The following is a 20,248-nucleotide window of genomic DNA, read 5'->3' as shown; positions in this document are numbered from 1 at the left end:
GACGGTTTGTAAACACCCAACTCGTAAACTCTTCCCGAATTTCCGCTTTCTAATTTCAAGTTTCAATCCTTAAGGTTTGGAATTTTTTGTCCATTGGATTTTAACCGATTCAAGGCCACCACACTGCCGAATATCATGAGACCACCTGTCCAAAAACGCCAGGTGGCGGGATCTCCCAAAAAAGCAATACCTACTATAGCGGTAAAAATGACTTCGCTGGACATGAACACCCCGCCTTCCCATCCACTGCAATAGAAAAAGCCCTGGTTCATTAGAAGTTGTGCCGTTACTGAAGCGAGGATGATTCCCAGAACCATGACCCACTCAATGAGTGTGGAAGGCAGAATCGGGTGCATGGCAAATTTGGGGAAGGTCACCAGTGCACCCATGGTACAGAAGTATAGATAAATGATGACAGGGCCGTTTTTCTCCCGGAGCGTCTTAATTAACGTGACGGTCAGACCGGCAAACGCACCGCCCACAAGTGCGATGGCCTGCCCGAAAAGCCCACCGGTGAGTTGAAAATCAAACAGAATGCCGATACCGATCACGACCACGGTAATGCAGATGATTTCATGTTTTCCGATGCGCTCTCCATAAATCAGAAATGAGAAAATGGCGGCAAAGGCCGGAAACGAATAGAAAATGACCAGGGCCGTGGATACCGGAAGCAAACGAATGGCCGTGATTATGGAAATAAAGGCAACAGACCCGGTACACCCCCGGATGATCAGCAGGCGGATGTTATTTCCCCGGTAAAGATTGCTGTGGCGTCCGAAGATGGTAAAGAGAACAATGATACCACCGAAGAACCTGTAAAAGCCAATGTGCCAGATGGTAAATTGCGGGCCGATCAACTTGATTAAAAGATTGAGAAGGGTAAACAACAATGCTGCGGACAGCATAAACAGCGGTCCGGCGACGCTTGCATCCAGCTGCACCAAGTGTTGGGCTTTTTTCCGGTTTTCCATTTTTGCAGGGTTGAAGGGGCTTAGACTGAAGGGGTATAAAGGGCACGATTGCCGTACTTTGGCGGAACATGATTTTACACTGAACAAGGCTTTAAAAGCACCTTCCCCCAACAGCCTTCAACCTTATCCCTTAATACTTCTTGGTAAAAGCATCTGGTGAAGGGGGCAGATCGATTTCGGGTTCTGGTAAAGGGCGCCTGCAAAAGCAGCCAAATATTTCCGCATATCACTCATGGTTGAAATTTCATCAGCAAAGCCCTGCTTGGCGCAGTAAATGGGTCTTGAGTAGTCGTGATATTCCTGTGCCATTTTATTCATTTTATCGATTATCGGGTCCAGATCTCTGCCGGCATCCTTTTCCTTAACCAGTCTGCGGGAAAAACTTGCAGCTGCGGCTGTTTCGCCATGCATGACATAAACTTCCGTGGTTGCAATTCCAAGAGTAAAGGCATTATGCCGATTTGCCGTCGGTCCTCCCATGATATAATGCGCGGCTGCGGTTCCTTTTCTAAGTAGTATCAGCATCTGGGGAACGTCGGTTTGCTGTATGGAATAGATAAGGGCCTGTCCCAGTCCTAAAAGTTCTGCCTGTTCAGCAATGTCTCCCACATCAATACCGGAAGTATCTTGGAACCAGATAATGGGTACCCTGTCTCTACCGCAAAGGGTAACAAATTCGTTCATCTTGATAAGGCCTTGGCGGTAAAGCTTTCCGCCGATACCCGGATAGTCTGCATATTCCGGGTAATTTTCTCCCAGAAAACCCTGACGGTTACCGATGCAGCCAACCAGGTATCCGTCGATTTTGCATAAGCCGGTATAAACCTCCGGTCCGTAACCGGGTCTGAATTCCATGTGCTCACTGCCGTCAACAAGACGTGCCAGCACTTCGTCAAAATTGTACATCTGTTTCTGGTTAAAGGGGATGAGCCGGTACAGGTCTTCTGCGGGAAACCTCGGGGGCTTGGGGTCGGCAACACGGAAAAATTTGGGATTATAGGCAGGCATATCCTTCATATAATCCTTGACTCCGTCCAGTACCTGGGTTTCTTCATCGTAAACATATCTGAAAAAGCCGGTTTCATCATAATGAATCTTTGCGGAACCAGGAGGCTCGACCTTAAACTGCTTTGCAGAAGCAATCAGCGCTTCGGCGCCTTCTTTGTCAAAATGTCCCTTGGGAGACATTCCGCTCAGTATTCCACCCCCACCGACCGCAATATTGCAGTTCTTATGGGCAAAAAGAATGGTGGGGCTGATTCCCTGGTAACCTCCGCCGGCGGGATTTGTACCGTAAATCGCCGCAAGTATGGGTATTCCGGCTTGCTCCAGCTCAGCGTGCCGGAAAAAGGTGGTGCCACCACCCCGTCGATTGGCATAGAACTTTTCCTGCTCGGTTAGTTTTACCCCACTACAGTTTACCAGCCAGACCAGGGGAATGTTGAGCCGTTTTGACAGATCCGTTGCTCTCAGGATATTTTCGTACTGTCCGGGTACCCATGCCCCGGCCAGAATCTTATTGTCAAAACCGATAATCACCGCCCACTTGCCGGATATTTTTCCCAGCCCGTCAAAAACATTGGTGGTCCCTTCCTCGTTTTCGGCCGGGTTATAAAGGGTATGCAACGGGCACCACGTGCCAGGATCAACCAGGTATCGAAGTCGCTGCCACACGGTCATCATTCCACGTGCATTGATTTTTTCTTCAGGGAATCCAACGGTTTTGACCTTTTCAACAGCTTCTTTAAGCTCAGCCTCTACTTCCTTGATTTGTTTGACATTTTCTTCACTGCTTAATATCTGGCCTTTGTTCAGTTCGTGTCCAAATTCCGTCATTTTTGCAAAATAAGGTCTCATAGTCCATAACTCCCGATTTTATTTGTTGGTATATTTTTTAATGTCTATTCAGCTCTTTGAAGGGCATCGCCAAAGGATCTTTCAGATGTTTAGTTAGAAGGCTGAAGGCGTAGTGGCTGTTTTATCAGCTTTAGCCTGTCTGGGTATTTACCATTTTCTATACTCTTTTATAAAAGCAGCGTCAATTTTAAAAATACTCATTTGGCGAAATCATCAAGGTTCATCTGTCAACGGCCATATTTCTTTTTCTTCAAGAACCGATCTTAACGTCTTGAGTGCGGCATTGACCGTTGGTATCCCGGCATAGGTAAACGTCTGAAATATGGTTTCTGCGATTTCTTCCGGTGTACACCCGACATTCAAGGATGCCTGAATGTGAAGCTTCAGTTCATCCAGGCGGGAGAGTACGGTAAGGGTTGCAACGGTAATGAGTTGACGAGTTTTATGTGGTATTTTTTCCCTGGCATACATCCTGCCTGTAATAAACAAAGAAAGATCCTTAGCAAGATCTTTGTCAAAACTTCGCCAGAGCTCAAACGGTCGTTCATCCTTAACCCCTTTAAAATAAAGCTCGGCGGTCTTTTTTGTTTTTTCCGCTATCTCTTTATCCAAAACAAAACTCCTTTTGACGAACGTTTCGCCTGAGGATTAAGGTTTTGGCTTCCAGAACGCCAGTTTGCTATTCAAGTCACTAACTGACGATCCTTACTGCCGAAGGCTGCACCTCTGGCGTTCGATTTTTGCAATTCCCCACCTGCCGGTTATCTGTTTGCTTTCCGGATGCCAAGCTGATCTAGAGCAATAATCCACTTGCAGATGTTGGCCGATCCTTCCACCATGGTATAAGTGGGAACATCCCGGTAATATCTTGCTATGGGGTACTCGGTGGAATAACCGTAAGCGCCGAAAATTCGCATGGCATAGTTGGCACATTTGGTGGCCACCTCACCTGCAAAATATTTTGCCTGTGCCACATCCAGCCCGTTGTTGAGTTTTCCCTGATCCTTTGCCCAAGCAGCCTTGTAGACCAACATTCTTGCAGCTTCAACCTCTGTTGACATCTGGGCAATCATATCCTGGTTCATTTGAAACTGTCCGATGGGTTTGCCGAACTGCTTTCGTTCATTGCAATATTTTGTTGACGATTCCAGGCACGCCTGGGCAAGCCCGACCGCACCGGCAGCAGCGGACAGTCTTGTCTGGTTCAGGGAGCCAAATACAATTTTGGCACCATCGCCGGGTTTCCCCAAAATATTTTCCTTGGGAACCTTGGTGTTGTCGAGGAAAATTTCACCGGTCGGCGAGGAATGAGATCCCATCTTATCCAGACCGGATGTCTTGACACCATTAAAATTCTTCAGTTCAACCACAAAGGCGGAAAGACCCTTGGAACCTTTTGACCGGTCCGTGTAAGCATAATAAATGACGACATCCGCATAATTGGCGTTGGAAATCCAGGTCTTGGAACCGTTTAAAAGCCAGTGATCACCCTTATCTTCTGCCGTGGAGGCCATGGCCATCACATCGGACCCTGCGTCAGGCTCGGTGATGCCAAATCCACCGATATATTCGGCAGTGCAAAGCTTTTCTATGTATTTTTTCTTTATTTCCTCGCTGCCGTATTTATAAATAGTAAAGGCGCAACCAAGTACTTGCATATTGACCTGGACCCTGAGAGAGCTTGAAACCCTTGCAATTTCCTCGGTGACGATCATCGCCGCCAGCCATCCCATTTCCTCACCGCCATATTCTTCCGGTATTACGGTTCCGAAAAAGCCGAGTTCTCCCATGGGTTTCATGGCTTCTTTGTACGGCAGATAATGATTTGCATCCCATTCATCGGCATTCGGTGCCACCTTCTTGGTCATAAATTCCCGTACCGCCTTTCTAAGCATTTCAAGTTCTTTTGATAGAGCAAAATCCATTTACCATCCTCCTGAAAAATATGTGAGACCTTTGTAAAACGTCACATTATATCCGATTTTTGCGTCTCCGATGAGCGGGATTTCCCCTTTGTTTCGACAGACTCAAAGTTCAGGACGGTCGACTTGAAGTCGAATATCATTTACCGTTTTTTAAAAGTCTCGATGTTTAGAAAAAATAGTGTTCTATGATGCCAAAATTTGTTTTGAGTACATACCAGCAATTAAAAAAAAATGTCAACAATTATGTAGCTATATTTTAGCTATAAATAATTCATTAGAAACAAACAGTTGTTTTTCAATCTTAGTTCGTTTCGACCGGGGGAATCACCTGTTTGCCCGGTACCAGAGCGATGAATAAAATCGGTATCCTACACACCCCCTATCTTCTCAGTTAAACCGATGCAGGCAGAGGCGATCAACGCCGCCGTGGGATTCTGTCCTCTGGGGCTGGCTCAAATCTCATTGAAACGAGACAGCTGCCGAACGTTCATTTCTATATAATATTGGTATGTCTGATAACGGGCCAATAGGTGATTTCCCAGGTCGAACCTTAGGTTTCATGCTTCGCTGTGCCCAATCAGCCATGAAAGTTTATGACAATCTTGAAAAAAATCATGACTCAAACCAAGTCCGTATCACGGTTCTGGGTGTATTTTTCTCCAAATATTCATAGCCAGTTGAGTTTTACGCCCCATTATGTTATCCGATCGATAGCTATACGCCATAGACAATATTTTCGCTTTATGAAGAACGCCCATTGTAAGCGTGGTCAACCCTTTTAAAAAATAAAAACTCAAGTTTCGCACCCCCTATCTACGGTGGAGCCAGAATTCTTAAAGCGCATATTCGTGTTCAAGGTGTGAATCGAGACAGTTATATTATTTTCTTCCAGGGGATATGAATTTAATCGGTTGCAGCGTGTCCGGATATTTGGGATAAAGCCCATCCGTTGATAAATAATATAAACGGGACTGTATATCCCAAATATCCGGACACTGCGATAAGGTGGAATAGATGATCCACATATCCCCTTACAGAAAAAAATATAACCGTTTCGATTCAAATTTGATTTTATATTTTACGTACCGTCAGGGCATTATTTTCCGCCAAACCGGGGTGCGAAACTTGAGTAAAAAGATTACATTTTTTAGTTGAGAGAGTCAATGTCTGCTGATGCATTCACCTGCCGATGTATTGCCGAAACAAGTGATGGATTATGTGACGGTCTTTCCCATTTTTCCGGTCCGAGCCGAAGCGTGGTTATTTATGCTCTAACGCCTCACGACCCGGTGTGCATTTATGACCCCCAGCATCTTCTTAATGGGCATGAACCCAAATTCAAAGAACTATATTTGGGTTCCAATGCCTGGCGCATGAACACCGGGATTTCAAATGACAGGAAAAAGTTCAGCCATATGATCCCGGAGAAAAATCTGCAGTTGGCAGGGCTCATCTCATATGGTGGACGTTCCAGTTCCGTTTTTTACCAAATGTGGTTTACCGAGCATCATCCGGATTTGTGCTGTGTCGGTCCCACCGAACGGTGGCTGGAACACGCTGCCTGGCGCTTTTCCCATGATATTGCCAATGAAGAAGAATTGTATACAGGAATTTCAGGCACTTTTCTTCGTGAATATGCAGCTCATGCAGTTCGTGATTATGTAATCGATGAAATGAATGCCATTTTGGGATGGGATACCCAGATCAGGGTTTATCCGATTCTGAATGCAATAATGGGTATTTCAAAAACTAGGGAAGAAGGACAGTGGCCCAGGGGTGAACTGGTTTTCCTGGAAAAGAAAACCATTCAGGACATGGAATTTGTGGTGAAATTTCCTGAAATGGAGCGACCCAGCCTGGAAAATTTTAAGCACATCCGCAAGCTTTTGCAGGCGGTGGAGTATTCTGACCGAAAACTGGTATCTGACGAAAAAACGGTGGTGGGAATTGCCATAGGAGAAATACCGAAGTTTCATATCACTGCCGATTTCCAGGGGATACACGGTTTTTTAAAGCTTAACGGCAGCGAAGTTTGCAGTTTTTCTGATGGCAGTTTTGAATCAACCACCCATAAGGCAAAACTGGTCCAGGTTGAAGAAGCACTGCTTGAGGCTGACATGGATTCATCACTTGCAGGCACTCTTTTTAAAGTGATCTATGGGATTGTTCACCATGCCGAGAGGCGAAAACACGGTTGCACCATTGTGCTTGATCTTAATGAGCAATCCATAGCTATTTCAGGTCAGAAGCTCGAAAAGCCCCTTGATCTTCAAAAGCCGGAACTTTTGGATTTGACCAAAGCACTGTCAAAAATAGACGGTGCCCTGCATATCGCCACTGATTTAAACCTTCATGGCTTTGCCTGCCTGCTGGATGGACGGGCCATTCCCGGGGAGGACAGATCGCGGGGAGCGAGATATAATTCCGCTCTTAGATTCACTGCTGAACATGATCACATTATGGTGGTGGTCGTTTCTTCAGATCGACCGGTTTCAATTATAAGCGAAGGGGTGGAGTTAAGCGCTCAATGTGAATGGAAGCCCGTATCCGGATTTATTGCTAAACCGGTGACACTGGAAGCGTGGATTGCAGAATCGGGTTTATAGATTGATGACCTGCCGGCAATGAATTCCACCAGGTGTCTTTATTTACCGGTTTTGTTATGTAGGCGTGTTGTTAAAAAAAAAGGAGAAGTCTTTTTATGAACACCGGGTTTGACAAAGTAATGGACCTGTCGGAGGCCATAAAGCAGTATATTACCAATGACAGCCATATTTCCATTGGTGGATTCACCATTAACCGGAACCCCATGGCTGCGGTGTATGAAATTATTCGGCAGGGTATCACAGGCCTCCATCTCTATGCCCATTCCAATGGCCAGGGCGTTGATGAACTTATCGGAGCGGGGTGTGTGGCAAAACTGGAAATTGCCTATGGTGGAAGCGGCAGATTTGCACCCACATGTATTCGGTTTAAAAAGGCGGTGACAGAAGGAACGATTCTCGTGGAAGACTATTCAAATTACCAAATGACTTTGCGATTTCTTGCGGGTGCCATGGGTGTCCCTTTTCTGCCGACTCGATCTTCACTCGGGACCGATATTATTGACAAATGGGGTTTTTCCGAGAAATTGAGAAAATCAGATGTTAAGATACCTGACAAAAAACTTACGGTGATAGACAACCCTTTTATTTCATGGACCGATGCAACCCAAGTGGTCCTGGTCCCGGCCATCAATACGGATGTGACCATCATTCACGTTCAAAAATCCGATCGACAGGGGACAACCAGGATAGAAGGACTCACCTTTGCCGATATAGAACAGGCAAAATCCGCAAAACATCTTATTGTCACCTGCGAAGAACTGGTTGAATCTGAAGAGTTAAGAAAAAACCCGGATCAAAACCAGATCCCATTTTTTTGTGTGGATGCGGTTGTGCATGTTCCTTTTGGCGCTTTTCCAACAGCCAATTATCGATATTATGATTACGATCCGGTTTACCTGAATGATTACAAGGAATATGCTGTGGATGATCTTCGTTACCAGAAGTATCTTGAAAAATTTATTTACGGTGTAAAGAATCACCAGGGCTTACTTGATCTGGTGGGCCAAGATCGAATGGAGATGATAAAGGCAGATCCCATTACCGGGTATGCGGAGAATCTAGATAGAAGATAAAGAGAGAAATAGAAGGTTCTTCTCCAATTTAGTCGGAGAATAGGGTTCCAGGATCCAAGGGGTCAAGGGTTCAAGTGAATGCAAACGGCTCGATACAGATGATATAAAAATTTGCGTGTTCTCTGCCCTTACTTCTTAGTGTTTTTAAAGTATGTCTATATAAAGAGACGGTGCCAAGAGTTAGGAATTTTTCTGTAAAAATTTGTTTTTCGGTCAATTTAACTCCAACCCTTGACCCCTGGAATCCTTACCCCTGATCAATCGACCAACTCATTGGGAGATGATCCAAATAGAATAACTATTCGGGAGTATTCCATGGCAGACTATACAATGAGAGAAATGATGGCAGTAGCTGCTGCCCGGGAGATAGGGGATGGAGATATCGTGTTTTGCGGAACAGGAATTTCCATGCTAGCAGCCATGGCCGCCAAACACATCAGTGCACCCAACAGTGTCATATTTTTTGAAACCGGCGCAGTGGATTCCAAGCTTCAAGAAGTTCCTCTTGCAGTGGCTGATCCCCGTGTCATGTTCTGGACGTCAGTCAATGGCGGTCTTGCGGATGCATTTGCCACCATGCAAAACCGGTTTACCGGAAAAAAGGTGGTGGGAATTCTAGGTGCCGCTCAAATTGACCGCTTTGGCAATCTGAACTCAACGGTGATCGGGGATTATTTTAAACCCAGGGTGCGATTTTCAGGAAGCGGGGGCGCCTGTGACGTGGCCTCTTTTGTCAACAGAACCATCATTTTCATGCAACAAGAAAAAAGAAAATTTGTGTCAAAGGTAGATTATATCACCAGCCCGGGCTGGCTTGACGGGCCTGAAGGAAGAAAAAAAGCCGGGCTGCCAGACGGAGGACCGTCCACCGTGATTACCAACATGGCGATCATGGGGTTTGATGATAAAACAAAAGAAATGTATCTTAAGGGATGTTTCCCGGAAATTACACCGCAGCAAGTACTTGATAATATGGATTTCGAAGTGGACATATCACGGTCATGTAAGGTCCAGGCTCCCTCAGCAAAGGAGCTTAAGATGTTACGAGAGAGATGTGATCCGCAAAGATTGATACTGGGATAAACCGGTTGAACAATTTCAAATATGAAAGTCCCATTTACTGTCTCAACCTGCGTCATGCTTTGTGGTTCCCTTTCTGCTGGAAAATTGACGTTGACAATTAAACCCGCCCTTGATAGCTTGATGTGTCGGAGTTTCTGCAACTTAATGGAATCATAGTCCTTTTGGCGATGTGCGTCAGACACCTGCTATTTCAATTGGAACGAAGCCGCTAACTTGTGATGAAAAGACAGTTTAATCTATTTTTAATAATCTTGGGGATTGGTTTTCTGATATTATCCGGCTGTGCTCACAGAAAAGCAGATACACCTGTATCACCCTCTGATGCTTCAACTAAAAAACCTGTTTCACCAAACCGGGAGATATCTCCATCTGAGGAAGCCAAGTCGAATTTAGCAGAAAAGGACGAATTCCTTGATGAGTTTGAAAATGAATTTAAAGAAAAGGCGGTGACAGTGGCCGATCCTCTGTCTTTATGGAATCGGGCCATGCATCACTTTAATGACAAGCTGTATTTCTGGTTTTTAAAGCCGGTGGCAAAGGGATACAGAGCGATAGTTCCCGGAGTGGTCAGAACCGGTGTGAGAAATTTTTTTAGCAACATCTTTACCCCGATCCGCCTGACAAGCTGTGTGCTTCAGGGTAAAGTAAACGCCGGTGGAACCGAACTTGTCCGTTTTGCAGTTAACAGTACGGTGGGAATCCTTGGGTTTGGGGATCCTGCCCAGAAATACTTCAATCTTGATATAAGTGACGAAGACTTGGGCCAGACCCTGGGTGCTTATGGTATCGGCAATGGATTTTATCTGGTCTGGCCTGTGCTTGGCCCATCTACTTTACGTGATTCCGTGGGGATGGTCGGAGACCGCTTTCTAAATCCCATTACCTATGTCAAACCGATTGAAGCTTCAGTGGCAATCTGGTCTTTCGATAAAATAAACGAAACTTCCCTGCATATAGGAGATTGGGAGTCTATTAAAGAGGCAGCCATTGAACCGTATGAAGCGTTTCGCGATGCCTATATTCAGTATCGCAACAATAAGGTGAAACACTAGATTTTTTCTTTTAAGCCTGCGTGACAAAATGGGTTGAAATAATATGGTAGAAATATAAATATATTACATTTGCAGCAAGGGCTGGCAAAATCTTAGCGCAACATAGGTTTTAAACGGCTTTCGGCACTTGAGTTTGCTGGAAAAAATCACATGAATCAGGAGGTAAAAAGTATGAAAGTTTTGGTCAGCGATAATCTAGGCGAAATCGGCATCCGGATGTTTCAGGAAGAAGAGGGGATTGAAGTTGATGTTAATACAGGACTGCCTCCTGAAGAGCTCAAAGGTATCATCGGGGATTACGACGGTCTTGTTATTCGAAGCGCAACAAAGGTAACCCAAGATCTTCTGCAGGCAGCAACCAACCTGAAGGTGATCGGACGTGCGGGAATCGGCCTTGACAATGTGGATATTCCCGCAGCAACAAAAAAGGGAATCGTGGTGATGAATACTCCGAGTGGGAATGTAGTAACCACTGCTGAGCATACGATTGCCATGATGCTGGCTCTGACCAGAAATATACCTATGGGAACCAGCAGTTTAAAAAATGGTCAGTGGGAAAAGAAAAAACTTCAGGGGAGAGAAGTGTTCCATAAAAAGCTGGGTGTGATCGGTTTCGGCAAAATCGGTTCCATTGTTGCAGACCGTGCAAGAGGATTGAAAATGCGAGTGATTGTGCATGATGCCAATGTCACGGATGAACAGATTGAAAAGGCCGGGTTTAAGAGCGTCTCCATAGAACAACTGTATCAGGAAGCCGACTATATTACGGTGCATGTGCCCAAGCTTGACAGCACCATCGGGCTTCTTGACAAGGCGGCTTTTGATCAGATGAAAGATGGTGCGATGGTCATTAACTGTGCTCGTGGAGGTATTGTTGATGAGGATGACTTAAATGACGCCCTACAATCTGGAAAAGTCGCCGGAGCGGCACTTGATGTTTTTGTAACCGAACCACCGGGTGTGTGTCGCCTGTTTGAACACGACCGTGTGATCTGTACGCCCCATTTAGGTGCGTCGACAAAGGAGGCACAGACCAACGTGGCGGTTGGTGTGGCTGAACAGATAATTGATTTTTTGAAAAACGGTACCATCCATAATGCGGTAAACGTTCCCTCGGTGGCAGGCGAACTTCTTGCCAGGTTGGGGCCATTTCTGACTCTTGCCGATCGAATGGGCTGTCTTCAGGCACAAATTGCCAAAGGGCCTATCAAAGAAGTGGTTATCGAGTACAACGGCGATTTTGACGATCTTGATCTTGCCCCTGTTTCAACCGCGGTTTTAAAAGGACTCCTCGCAGTGGTTGCCAAAGATGATGTAAATTTTGTCAATGCAAATATTATTGCCAAAGAAAGGGGCATAAAAGTTACCGAGGCAACCAGCACCCATGCCGAGCACTTTATCAATCTGATTACTGTCAGGGTGAATACCACTGAAATGACAAATGTGGTATCAGGGACCATATACGGAAAGAGTGAACCCAGAATAGTCAAGATCAACAATTTCGGGCTTGAGGTGATCCCTGAGGGTCATCTGGCTCTTATTTTTAATCTTGATAAGCCGGGTGCGATTGGAAGTATCGGTACCGTCCTCGGTAAAAACGATATTAATATAAGCCGAATGCAGGTGGGGCGGGATGAAAAAGGTGTCAATAATATTATTTTTCTTAAAACAGACACACCCATACCCGACAATGTACTTAAGGAACTGCGTGATTTGCCCATGGTCATTACGGTCACACTGTTAGAATTATGACAAAGGGAGGACGCATTTTAGCTCATGTAAAATCGGATGACCTGAATGCGGATTTGGGCATATTTTTTCAATAAGTTAAAGGAATACAAGGAGAGGAAAAATGCCTGACGAGAAAGGCGAAGAAAAAGGTTTTGTTATTAAAGACAAAAGAATTTTAACCCAGGAAGAACAGGATCCTAATACGGAGGAGCATGCACCTGATAAGGAAACTGCTGAAGAGAAAACAGAGGCCAAAGAGGCGGCATCAGAGGAAAAACAGGATGCAGAGGCTCAACTTCCGGAGATCAATTTTCCGACTTTCATCATCTCTTTGAACGCATCTGCTCTGGTTAACCTTGGAGCGATTGAAGACCCTGCATCGGGTGCGAAAGTGAAAAATTTGCCCTTAGCCAAGCAGACCATCGATATCTTAAGCATGCTTGAAGAAAAAACCAAAGGGAATTTATCGGAGGAAGAGGAAAAAATACTTAAAAACATTCTTTACGACTTGAGGATTATATACGTTAAAGAGAAGGGATAAGCAAAACTGAACGTGTACTAAAAAAGCGAAGTCTTTTATTGAACGTCGAACATCGAACATGGAATGATGAAATCGCTTCGCTCAGACAGTTTATAGATGGGTAGAACACCGTATTCAAAATTCGATGTTCTATGTTCATAGTCTTTTTTCTTAACGGCTATGATGCCCTATAATAGTTCATCCGAATTGAGTGGCTCTATGAAGATTCTCTCTCCGGCCAAAATAAACCTGTTTTTGCATGTCACCGGAAAAACATCGGACGGGTACCATAATCTGGTCACTCTTATGTGTGGTGTCAGCCTTTATGACACCATTTTTCTTAAAACAGGCGTTAAAAAGACGACCGTATCGTGCTCAAACCCAAAGGTCCCCGAAGATGAAACCAACATCGCATTTAAGGCGGCTGATCTTTTTTTTAACCGATTAAACAGAAAAGAGGGTGTCAAAATTACGATTAAAAAAAAGATACCGGTTGCAGCCGGACTTGGCGGCGGGAGCAGTAATGCTGCCGCCGTTTTTTTAGGCTTAAACCGCTGTTACGGGTACCCGTTTTGCCTTGATGAACTCATGGCCATGGGTATCTCCATTGGTGCGGATGTGCCATTTTTATTGTTGGGGAAAGCAGCATGGGCAAGCGGTATTGGTGAGAAACTTGAAGCCTGCGATGGATTGCCGTCATATAAAATTTTGTTGGTTTATCCGGGGTTTGGGGTTTCGACTGCCGAGGTTTATAAAAATGTCGATTTGGGATTGACAAAATGTAAAAAAACTCTTAAAAAAACTCTTTTGGAGACTCGCACCTTTAATGCCGCATGTCATTTATGTAATGATCTTGAGAGGGTGGTGGTATCAAAACATTCTGAAATAACTGCGGTAAAAGAAGCACTTTTGGGCCAAGGAGCAAAAGGAGCGCTTATGTCTGGAAGCGGGCCGACTGTGTTCGGCCTTTTTTCTGATCAAGATAAGGCCCTTGCAGCCAATCGTATGCTTTCTAAAAACAGTGAATGGCAGCTGTTTCTCACAGATATGATCATTGATGATGGATGTATCATACAGGATTCGTGATACGAGGCTGTTAGTTTTTCAAGCATCCCTTATTGAAGCTGATGCATTTTATGGGGCGTCGTCAAGCGGTAAGACACAGGACTTTGGTTCCTGCATTCGGAGGTTCGAATCCTCCCGCCCCAGCCATGTTTCATAAATAAAAAATATTCAATCGGTGAAGCTATAACAATGAAAGAAAATTCAACCGGCGGTCTGGCCATTTTTTCGGGTAACTCAAATTCGGTTCTGGCAAAAAAAATTTGTGATTATCTCAACCTTCCGATGGGCAAAGCCAAGGTCAAAACATTCAGTGACGGTGAGATACAGATTGAAATTGATGAAAACGTTCGTTCCAAGGACGTTTTTCTCATTCAATCGACCTGTGAACCGGTGAACAATAATCTGGTGGAACTCCTTTTAATGCTGGATGCATTTAAGCGCTCCTCTGCCAGCAGGATATCCGCAGTCATTCCATATTACGGTTATGCCAGACAGGATAAAAAAGTGGCACCCCGTGTTCCAATCAGTGCCAAGCTTGTTGCAGATATGCTGGAAGTCGCCGGAGCAAACAGGGTGATAACCATGGATCTCCATGCCGGCCAGATTCAGGGGTTTTTCAATATTCCGGTGGATAACCTTTTTGCCGCACCGGTTATTATTGAGTATATAAAGCATCATTTTAATAGTAATCTTGTGATCGTTTCCCCTGATGCAGGTGGAGCTGAAAGGGCAAGGGCTTTTGCCAAAAGGCTTCATGCGGATCTTGCTGTGGTAGACAAGCGGCGTGATGCGCCGAATAAGGCCCGGGCCATGGCGGTCATCGGTGATGTTGCCGGAAAAATTGCGATTATCCTTGATGACATGGTCGATACCGCGGGGACGTTGATCGAGGCAGCTGCCGCCATTATAAAAAACGGTGCAAGAGAGGTTCATGCCTGCTGTGCCCATGCCGTACTGTCAGGCCCGTCTGTGGACAGGATTACAGATTCCAAGCTGAAAAGTCTTATGGTAACGGATACGATTCCTTTAAACGAAAAAGCAAAAGCCTGTGATATGATAAAAGTTCTGACCATTTCGGAGCTTATAGGGGAAGCGATAATCAGAAGCTATACAGGTGACTCTGTCACATCACTGTTTGTATAAGTCATTGTTGATGGTTTCGTAAAAAGTTGAATTTGTCACCATGGCCACAGAGCATACAGAGATAACTAATTAATAAATTAAATAGTCTTTGTGTTGCTTGAGAGCTTAGTGGTGAAAAACAATTTTTTTCCGAAACTATTTTTAAGGAGGAAATAATTTGGAACAAATTGAACTAAAAGCAAATGTTAGAAAAACCACGGGGAATGGGCCTGCACGGGTTCTCCGACGCGAAGGTAGAGTACCTGCGGTGCTGTACGGCCGAGACACAGAACCTGTTTTGTTGTCTGTCAGCACAGGTGATTTTGAGGAAGTCCTAAAAAAGGGTAATGTCAGCCAGGTTCTGTTAAATCTTGTCATTCAAAACGGAAAAACTTTTGAAAAATCAGTCATAATCAAGGAATTACAGACACATCCGGTTTCCAAAGACTTTCTGCATATCGATTTCTATGAGATCGATATGAAACGAAAGATTGTAGTGAACGTTCCTGTTGTCACCAAAGGCAAATCAAAGGGGGTTGAGCTCGGCGGTTTACTCCAGATAATAAGACATGAACTGGAAGTCATGTGCTTTCCTGGTGATATCCCGGAAGAAATTGCGATCGATATTACCGAGCTTGATATAGGCGATTCTGTCCATGTGGAAGAGATTCCTTTGGAAGGGGACATGGAAATTCAGGCTGATGTTAATTATACGGTTCTGACTGTACTCAGTCCAAAGGTTGAAGAAGAAGAGGTTGAGGAAGAGGAAGAAGAGCTAGAAGAAGGTGAAGAGGGCGCAGCTGAAGGAGAAGAAACCTCTGAAACCGGTAAAGAAGCCGGCAAAGAAGAATAGTTCATGACGGCACGATTACGCCTGATTGTGGGCCTGGGGAATCCTGGCGGTGAGTACGAGAATACCCGTCATAATGCCGGTTTTATGACAGTTGATCATATTGCACAGACTTTTTCCATATCCCTTGATAAAAGAAAATTTAACACGGCCTTTGGAAAAGGTTTAATTGAAGGCGTTGATGTCATACTGGCAAAACCGATGGCTTTTATGAATAAAAGCGGACCTCCGGTTCAAAATCTTGCCGGGTATTTTAGGATATTATATAAGGATATGTTGGTGATTCATGACGACATAGACCTTGATTTTGGAAGAATAAAAATAATAGAGAAAGGAGGGCATGGAGGACACAATGGAGTAAGATCGCTTATGGATGCCTTTGGAGGAGGTGATTTTTCACGTATTCGCATCGGCATCGGGCGTTCCGGGACCGGAGCGGATGTTACCGGTCATGTTCTGGGTAAATATTCTGCTGATGAATCCAAGGTTTTGGATCAGATAATCATCAATGCCCGGAATGCAGCAGTTACCATCCTTTGTAAAGGGATAAAGGATGGAATGAACCGGTTCAACAACAAAAGAACCGTATTGACAAGTTAAACTTTTCAGATGGAGGAAAGAATGGACTATTTACCGTTGGTTTGTACACTGGTGGGTGTTGTGGGGGTCATTTTTTCTATTATTCTGGCGGGCGTCGTTAAAGGCGCTCCGGCAGGAAATGAAAAAATGCAGGAAATTGCAGGTGCAGTTAAAGAGGGCGCTATTGCATATCTGAACCGGCAGCTGAAAAGCATGGGGATTGCCGGCATCATTCTTTTTGTTATCATTATTTTTGCCTTGGGGTTTAAGACAGCAATCGGATTTTTAGTTGGAGCGGTTGCCTCTTTTCTTGCCGGGTATATCGGCATGCGGGTATCGGTTATCGCCAATGTGAGAACCGCTGAAGCCGCCAAGAAGGGTCTTGCAGCAGGACTTTCCATGGCCTTTAAGGGTGGCTCTGTGACCGGTATGATCGTTGCCGGCTTGGCCCTTACAGCAGTTGCCGGATTCTATACAATTTTAATCAATATGGGCACACCTTCCAGAGAAGCGGTTATTGCTCTTGTGGCACTGGGTTTTGGTGGAAGCCTTATTTCTATTTTTGCCCGGCTTGGCGGGGGCATCTTTACCAAAGGTGCTGATGTGGGTGCCGACCTGGTGGGAAAGGTAGAAGCCGGTATACCTGAAGATGATCCGAGAAACCCGGCTACCATTGCGGATAACGTGGGAGATAATGTGGGTGACTGTGCAGGAATGGCCGCAGACCTTTTCGAAACGTATGCGGTTACAGCGGTTGCAGCCATGCTTCTGGGAAACCTTCTCTTTCCAAAGATCGGCATTGCCACAGAATTTCCTCTGGTCCTGGGTGCCATTTCCATTGTTGCATCTATTATTGCGGTCTTTTTTGTCCGCCTTGGGTCAAGCGAATATATCATGGGCGCTCTGTACAAGGGGATGTTCGGTGCTGCTATTCTTGCCGCCATCGCCTTCTTTTTTGCATGTAAAAATATGATGGGTAACATTCCCGGTGTCTCGGCCATGTCGATTTATTATTCAACCTTAGTGGGCCTTGTTCTGACCGTTGTGATTGTGATCATCACCGAGTATTACACCGGCATTCGCAAACCGGTTAAAGATATTGCCCAGGCTTCAACCACAGGCCACGGAACCAATATCATTGCGGGGTTGGCGGTAAGTATGCAGTCCACCGCGGCTCCGGTACTTGCCATCTGTCTTGCCATTGGTCTGGCCTATCATTTTGCAGATCTGTATGGTCTTGCCATGGCTGCCATGTCCATGCTTTCCATGACAGGAATGGTGATTGCCATAGATGCCTACGGTCCGATTACGGACAATGCCGGCGGTATTGCCGAAATGGCGGAAATGGACGAAAGCGTTCGTGCCATTACTGACCCGCTGGATGCGGTGGGAAATACCACCAAGGCCGTTACCAAGGGCTATGCCATCGGTTCGGCCGGTTTGGCAGCCCTGGTGCTTTTTGCTGCCTATACGCAGGAGTTTGCCATGCATGGCGGTGAGGCTAACCTGAAATTTGACTTAAGCAACGTAAGCGTGATTATCGGTCTTTTTATCGGCGGTCTTCTTCCCTTTCTTTTTGGCTCCATTGCCATGCAGGCGGTTGGAAGAGCCGGCGGGGCCGTTGTGGACGAGGTAAGACGTCAGTTCAAAGAGATTCCCGGTATCATGGAAGGTACCGCAAAACCGGATTACGGTGCATGTGTGGATATTGTGACCAAGTTTGCTTTAAAGGAAATGCTCGTTCCTGCGCTTCTTCCGGTTGTGGCACCGATTCTTGTCGGCCTGTTTCTGGGTAAGATTGCCCTTGGCGGGCTCTTAATCGGCAGTATTATCACCGGCGTATTTGTGGCCATTTCCATGACCACAGGCGGTGCAGCATGGGATAATGCGAAAAAATACATCGAAGACGGAAACCTTGGCGGCAAAGGAAGCGATGCTCACAAGGCAGCCGTAACCGGTGATACAGTGGGCGATCCTTATAAGGATACTGCAGGCCCTGCGGTGAATCCGATGATCAAGATATTAAATGTGGTCGCACTGCTGTTAGTGCCGTTTTTGCTGTAAACAAAATATAGTAACCAATGAACTTTAACAAAGGATTGGCGCAATTATGCGCCAATCCTTTTTTTATTGATTATTGGGCAAAGCTGTGATATGAACTAAGACTCTGCTGTTTTGATGAATCTATAAAGAACCCTATGGGTGGTGTTAATATGAATAATAAAAAACCTAATGAACAGGGCCAGCCTGCTAATCGCAAAGTGCCGGAATTTCAAATCGGTGATCTTGCCGTTTATCCTGCGCACGGCGTGGGTATGATTGAAGCGATTGAAAGCAAGGTCATAAACGGGGAAGAACATGATTTTTATATCATGAAGGTTCTGGAAAACAACATGGTTATCATGATTCCCACCTGGAATGTTGAATCTGTCGGGTTAAGGGAGGTTATTGACGTAAAAGAGATTCCCAAAATTTATGAGGTGTTGGAGGCGAGAAAAGAAAACCCCATGGATAACCAGACCTGGAACCGCAGATACAGAGATTACATGGACAAGATCAAAACAGGATCTCTTTACGATGTGGCAGAGGTTTACAGGGACCTGTCCATATTAAAATATACCAAAGACCTTTCCTTTGGGGAACGAAAGCTTTTTGACACCGCACAGGTACTTTTGGTTAAGGAGTTGTCCACTGCCAGGAATACCGATGAAAAGACAATTATGACAGAAATCAAATCATTTTTCATTCCGGAAGATCTGGAAGACCCGGAAGATCCGGAAAATGCAGGCAGCCCTGAAAGTTAATCCCTCCTAAAATCATGCACAACCAGAGTGCTTTGACCGTTTTTGTCAATGAATCAGATACCGGAAAACGCCTTGATGTGGTGGCGGCATCCGTCATTTCGGATTGCTCGCGGTCCTATGCCGCAAAGTTGATTGTTGAAGGTCGCATTCAAGTCCAGGGTGAAAATAAAAAACCCGGATACAGGGTAAAGGCCGGAGAGATAGTAGAAATAAGAGTTCCAGCGCCCATTCCTGCAACATTTGCACCCGAATCCATTGAAATCGATATCCTTTATGAAGATGAGCATTTGATCGTTATTAACAAAAGGGCCGGGATGGTGGTTCATCCTGCCCCTGGCCATTTTTCAGGAACCCTGGTAAATGCTTTGCTCAATCATTGCCCTGATATCGGAACGATCAGCGGAGAAATAAGGCCGGGAATTGTACACCGGCTTGACAAAGATACATCTGGGACGCTGGTCGTCGCTAAAAGTTCCCCTATTCATGAAAATCTTTCCCTGCAGTTCAAGTCCAGAACAATCAAAAAGGAATATCTTGTCCTTGTGCATGGTGAAATGAAATCTGGTTCAGGTTCAATTCATCTTCCCATAGGCCGACATCCTGTTCATCGAAAACGAATGTCCACCAAGAGCAATAAGGGGAGGGAGGCCGAAACTTTATGGGAGGTTCGTGAAAGGTTTAAAAATGCAACCTTCATTAAGGTTAACTTAAAGACAGGTAGGACGCACCAGATTCGCGTGCATTTTGCTGCAATCAACCATCCGGTTATAGGCGACCCGGTCTATGGTATGCGAAAGATGAGAAGCGGTCTTTTGAATGTTGGATTTAAAAAAAAAGTCACCAGGCAGATGCTTCATGCATGGCGTCTTAAAATTTTTCATCCGGCGTTACAAAAAAAAATGACTTTTGAATCGCCGATTCCACAAGATATGGAAGAGTGTATTAAGGCGTTGGGGTATGAAGGGCCAATTTCTCATTTCAACGCTCTGTAAACGTTTACGCTATCAGCT

17 protein-coding genes and 1 tRNA gene are annotated in these 20,248 nt (G+C 45.2%); 14 read left to right on the top strand and 4 right to left on the bottom strand.

Annotated features, from left to right (window positions below; translation table 11 throughout):
• Positions 1–62: 62 nt before the first annotated feature.
• The 4 genes from SWH54_06900 to SWH54_06885 all read right to left on the bottom strand — a co-directional run bounded on the left by SWH54_06900 (position 63) and on the right by SWH54_06885 (position 4,753).
• The gene (locus SWH54_06900) at positions 63–971 is read right to left on the bottom strand and encodes a DMT family transporter (GenBank protein ID MDY6790980.1); all 909 of its coding nucleotides are present in this window, start codon (positions 969–971) and stop codon (positions 63–65) included.
• Positions 972–1,094: 123 nt separating this feature from the next.
• The gene (locus tag SWH54_06895) at positions 1,095–2,828 is read right to left on the bottom strand and encodes a carboxyl transferase domain-containing protein (protein ID MDY6790979.1); all 1,734 of its coding nucleotides are present in this window, start codon (positions 2,826–2,828) and stop codon (positions 1,095–1,097) included.
• A gap of 213 nt (positions 2,829–3,041) precedes the next feature.
• Positions 3,042–3,440: a carboxymuconolactone decarboxylase family protein gene (locus SWH54_06890; protein ID MDY6790978.1), complete on the bottom strand. Its 399-nt coding sequence runs from the start codon at positions 3,438–3,440 to the stop codon at positions 3,042–3,044.
• Positions 3,441–3,589: 149 nt separating this feature from the next.
• On the bottom strand, positions 3,590–4,753 hold the full coding sequence (locus SWH54_06885; GenBank protein MDY6790977.1) for an acyl-CoA dehydrogenase family protein: 1,164 nt from the start codon (positions 4,751–4,753) through the stop codon (positions 3,590–3,592).
• Between the two features lie 1,163 nt (positions 4,754–5,916).
• Between SWH54_06885 and SWH54_06880 the strand changes: the two genes are divergently transcribed.
• The 14 genes from SWH54_06880 (at position 5,917) to SWH54_06815 (ending at position 20,230) form a co-directional block, all read left to right on the top strand.
• Positions 5,917–7,359, top strand: coding sequence for a DNA integrity scanning protein DisA nucleotide-binding domain protein (locus tag SWH54_06880; protein ID MDY6790976.1), 1,443 nt, complete (start codon positions 5,917–5,919; stop codon positions 7,357–7,359).
• A gap of 95 nt (positions 7,360–7,454) precedes the next feature.
• Positions 7,455–8,432: a CoA-transferase gene (locus SWH54_06875; GenBank protein MDY6790975.1), complete on the top strand. Its 978-nt coding sequence runs from the start codon at positions 7,455–7,457 to the stop codon at positions 8,430–8,432.
• Between the two features lie 315 nt (positions 8,433–8,747).
• Positions 8,748–9,515 carry a CoA-transferase gene (locus SWH54_06870; GenBank protein ID MDY6790974.1) on the top strand — a complete coding sequence of 256 codons (768 nt, stop codon included), beginning with the start codon at positions 8,748–8,750 and terminating at the stop codon, positions 9,513–9,515.
• 218 nt (positions 9,516–9,733) lie between these two features.
• Positions 9,734–10,567: an MlaA family lipoprotein gene (locus SWH54_06865; GenBank protein ID MDY6790973.1), complete on the top strand. Its 834-nt coding sequence runs from the start codon at positions 9,734–9,736 to the stop codon at positions 10,565–10,567.
• A gap of 171 nt (positions 10,568–10,738) precedes the next feature.
• On the top strand, positions 10,739–12,319 hold the full coding sequence (serA, locus tag SWH54_06860; protein ID MDY6790972.1) for a phosphoglycerate dehydrogenase: 1,581 nt from the start codon (positions 10,739–10,741) through the stop codon (positions 12,317–12,319).
• 100 nt (positions 12,320–12,419) lie between these two features.
• Positions 12,420–12,839 carry a DUF1844 domain-containing protein gene (locus tag SWH54_06855; protein MDY6790971.1) on the top strand — a complete coding sequence of 140 codons (420 nt, stop codon included), beginning with the start codon at positions 12,420–12,422 and terminating at the stop codon, positions 12,837–12,839.
• Between the two features lie 198 nt (positions 12,840–13,037).
• Entirely contained in the window at positions 13,038–13,904 is an 867-nt protein-coding gene (gene ispE, locus SWH54_06850) for a 4-(cytidine 5'-diphospho)-2-C-methyl-D-erythritol kinase (GenBank protein ID MDY6790970.1), read from the top strand.
• A 51-nt stretch (positions 13,905–13,955) separates the two neighbouring features.
• A tRNA-Gln gene (locus SWH54_06845) sits at positions 13,956–14,030 on the top strand.
• Between the two features lie 42 nt (positions 14,031–14,072).
• Positions 14,073–15,026, top strand: a complete 954-nt coding sequence (locus SWH54_06840) for a ribose-phosphate pyrophosphokinase (protein ID MDY6790969.1) — start codon at positions 14,073–14,075, stop codon at positions 15,024–15,026.
• Between the two features lie 157 nt (positions 15,027–15,183).
• Positions 15,184–15,858 carry a 50S ribosomal protein L25/general stress protein Ctc gene (locus tag SWH54_06835; protein ID MDY6790968.1) on the top strand — a complete coding sequence of 225 codons (675 nt, stop codon included), beginning with the start codon at positions 15,184–15,186 and terminating at the stop codon, positions 15,856–15,858.
• Between the two features lie 3 nt (positions 15,859–15,861).
• Positions 15,862–16,455, top strand: coding sequence for an aminoacyl-tRNA hydrolase (gene pth / locus SWH54_06830; GenBank protein ID MDY6790967.1), 594 nt, complete (start codon positions 15,862–15,864; stop codon positions 16,453–16,455).
• A gap of 21 nt (positions 16,456–16,476) precedes the next feature.
• The gene (locus tag SWH54_06825; GenBank protein MDY6790966.1) at positions 16,477–18,498 is read left to right on the top strand and encodes a sodium-translocating pyrophosphatase; all 2,022 of its coding nucleotides are present in this window, start codon (positions 16,477–16,479) and stop codon (positions 18,496–18,498) included.
• Positions 18,499–18,647: 149 nt separating this feature from the next.
• On the top strand, positions 18,648–19,238 hold the full coding sequence (locus SWH54_06820) for a CarD family transcriptional regulator (protein ID MDY6790965.1): 591 nt from the start codon (positions 18,648–18,650) through the stop codon (positions 19,236–19,238).
• A 32-nt stretch (positions 19,239–19,270) separates the two neighbouring features.
• Complete coding sequence (locus SWH54_06815) at positions 19,271–20,230, top strand: RluA family pseudouridine synthase (protein MDY6790964.1); 960 nt, start codon at positions 19,271–19,273, stop codon at positions 20,228–20,230.
• Positions 20,231–20,248: the final 18 nt, after the last annotated feature.

The organism is Thermodesulfobacteriota bacterium, assembly GCA_034189135.1.
In the GTDB taxonomy this organism is placed as follows: domain Bacteria; phylum Desulfobacterota; class Desulfobacteria; order Desulfobacterales; family JAUWMJ01; genus JAUWMJ01.
Note: the sequence above shows the minus strand (reverse complement) of the source record. Positions and strands in the feature narration are given on the sequence as shown.

Bases quoted from the DNA above. Each gene is read 5' to 3' on its own strand.
- pth (MDY6790967.1), top strand. From the start codon at position 15,862: ATGACGGCACGATTACGCCTGATTGTGGGCCTGGGGAATCCTGGCGGT.
- SWH54_06885 (MDY6790977.1), bottom strand. From the start codon at position 4,753: ATGGATTTTGCTCTATCAAAAGAACTTGAAATGCTTAGAAAGGCGGTA.
- SWH54_06900 (MDY6790980.1), bottom strand. From the start codon at position 971: ATGGAAAACCGGAAAAAAGCCCAACACTTGGTGCAGCTGGATGCAAGC.
- SWH54_06895 (MDY6790979.1), bottom strand. From the start codon at position 2,828: ATGAGACCTTATTTTGCAAAAATGACGGAATTTGGACACGAACTGAAC.
- SWH54_06840 (MDY6790969.1), top strand. From the start codon at position 14,073: ATGAAAGAAAATTCAACCGGCGGTCTGGCCATTTTTTCGGGTAACTCA.
- SWH54_06865 (MDY6790973.1), top strand. From the start codon at position 9,734: ATGAAAAGACAGTTTAATCTATTTTTAATAATCTTGGGGATTGGTTTT.
- SWH54_06875 (MDY6790975.1), top strand. From the start codon at position 7,455: ATGAACACCGGGTTTGACAAAGTAATGGACCTGTCGGAGGCCATAAAG.
- SWH54_06820 (MDY6790965.1), top strand. From the start codon at position 18,648: ATGAATAATAAAAAACCTAATGAACAGGGCCAGCCTGCTAATCGCAAA.
- SWH54_06855 (MDY6790971.1), top strand. From the start codon at position 12,420: ATGCCTGACGAGAAAGGCGAAGAAAAAGGTTTTGTTATTAAAGACAAA.
- SWH54_06880 (MDY6790976.1), top strand. From the start codon at position 5,917: ATGTCTGCTGATGCATTCACCTGCCGATGTATTGCCGAAACAAGTGAT.
- ispE (MDY6790970.1), top strand. From the start codon at position 13,038: ATGAAGATTCTCTCTCCGGCCAAAATAAACCTGTTTTTGCATGTCACC.
- SWH54_06825 (MDY6790966.1), top strand. From the start codon at position 16,477: ATGGACTATTTACCGTTGGTTTGTACACTGGTGGGTGTTGTGGGGGTC.
- serA (MDY6790972.1), top strand. From the start codon at position 10,739: ATGAAAGTTTTGGTCAGCGATAATCTAGGCGAAATCGGCATCCGGATG.
- SWH54_06870 (MDY6790974.1), top strand. From the start codon at position 8,748: ATGGCAGACTATACAATGAGAGAAATGATGGCAGTAGCTGCTGCCCGG.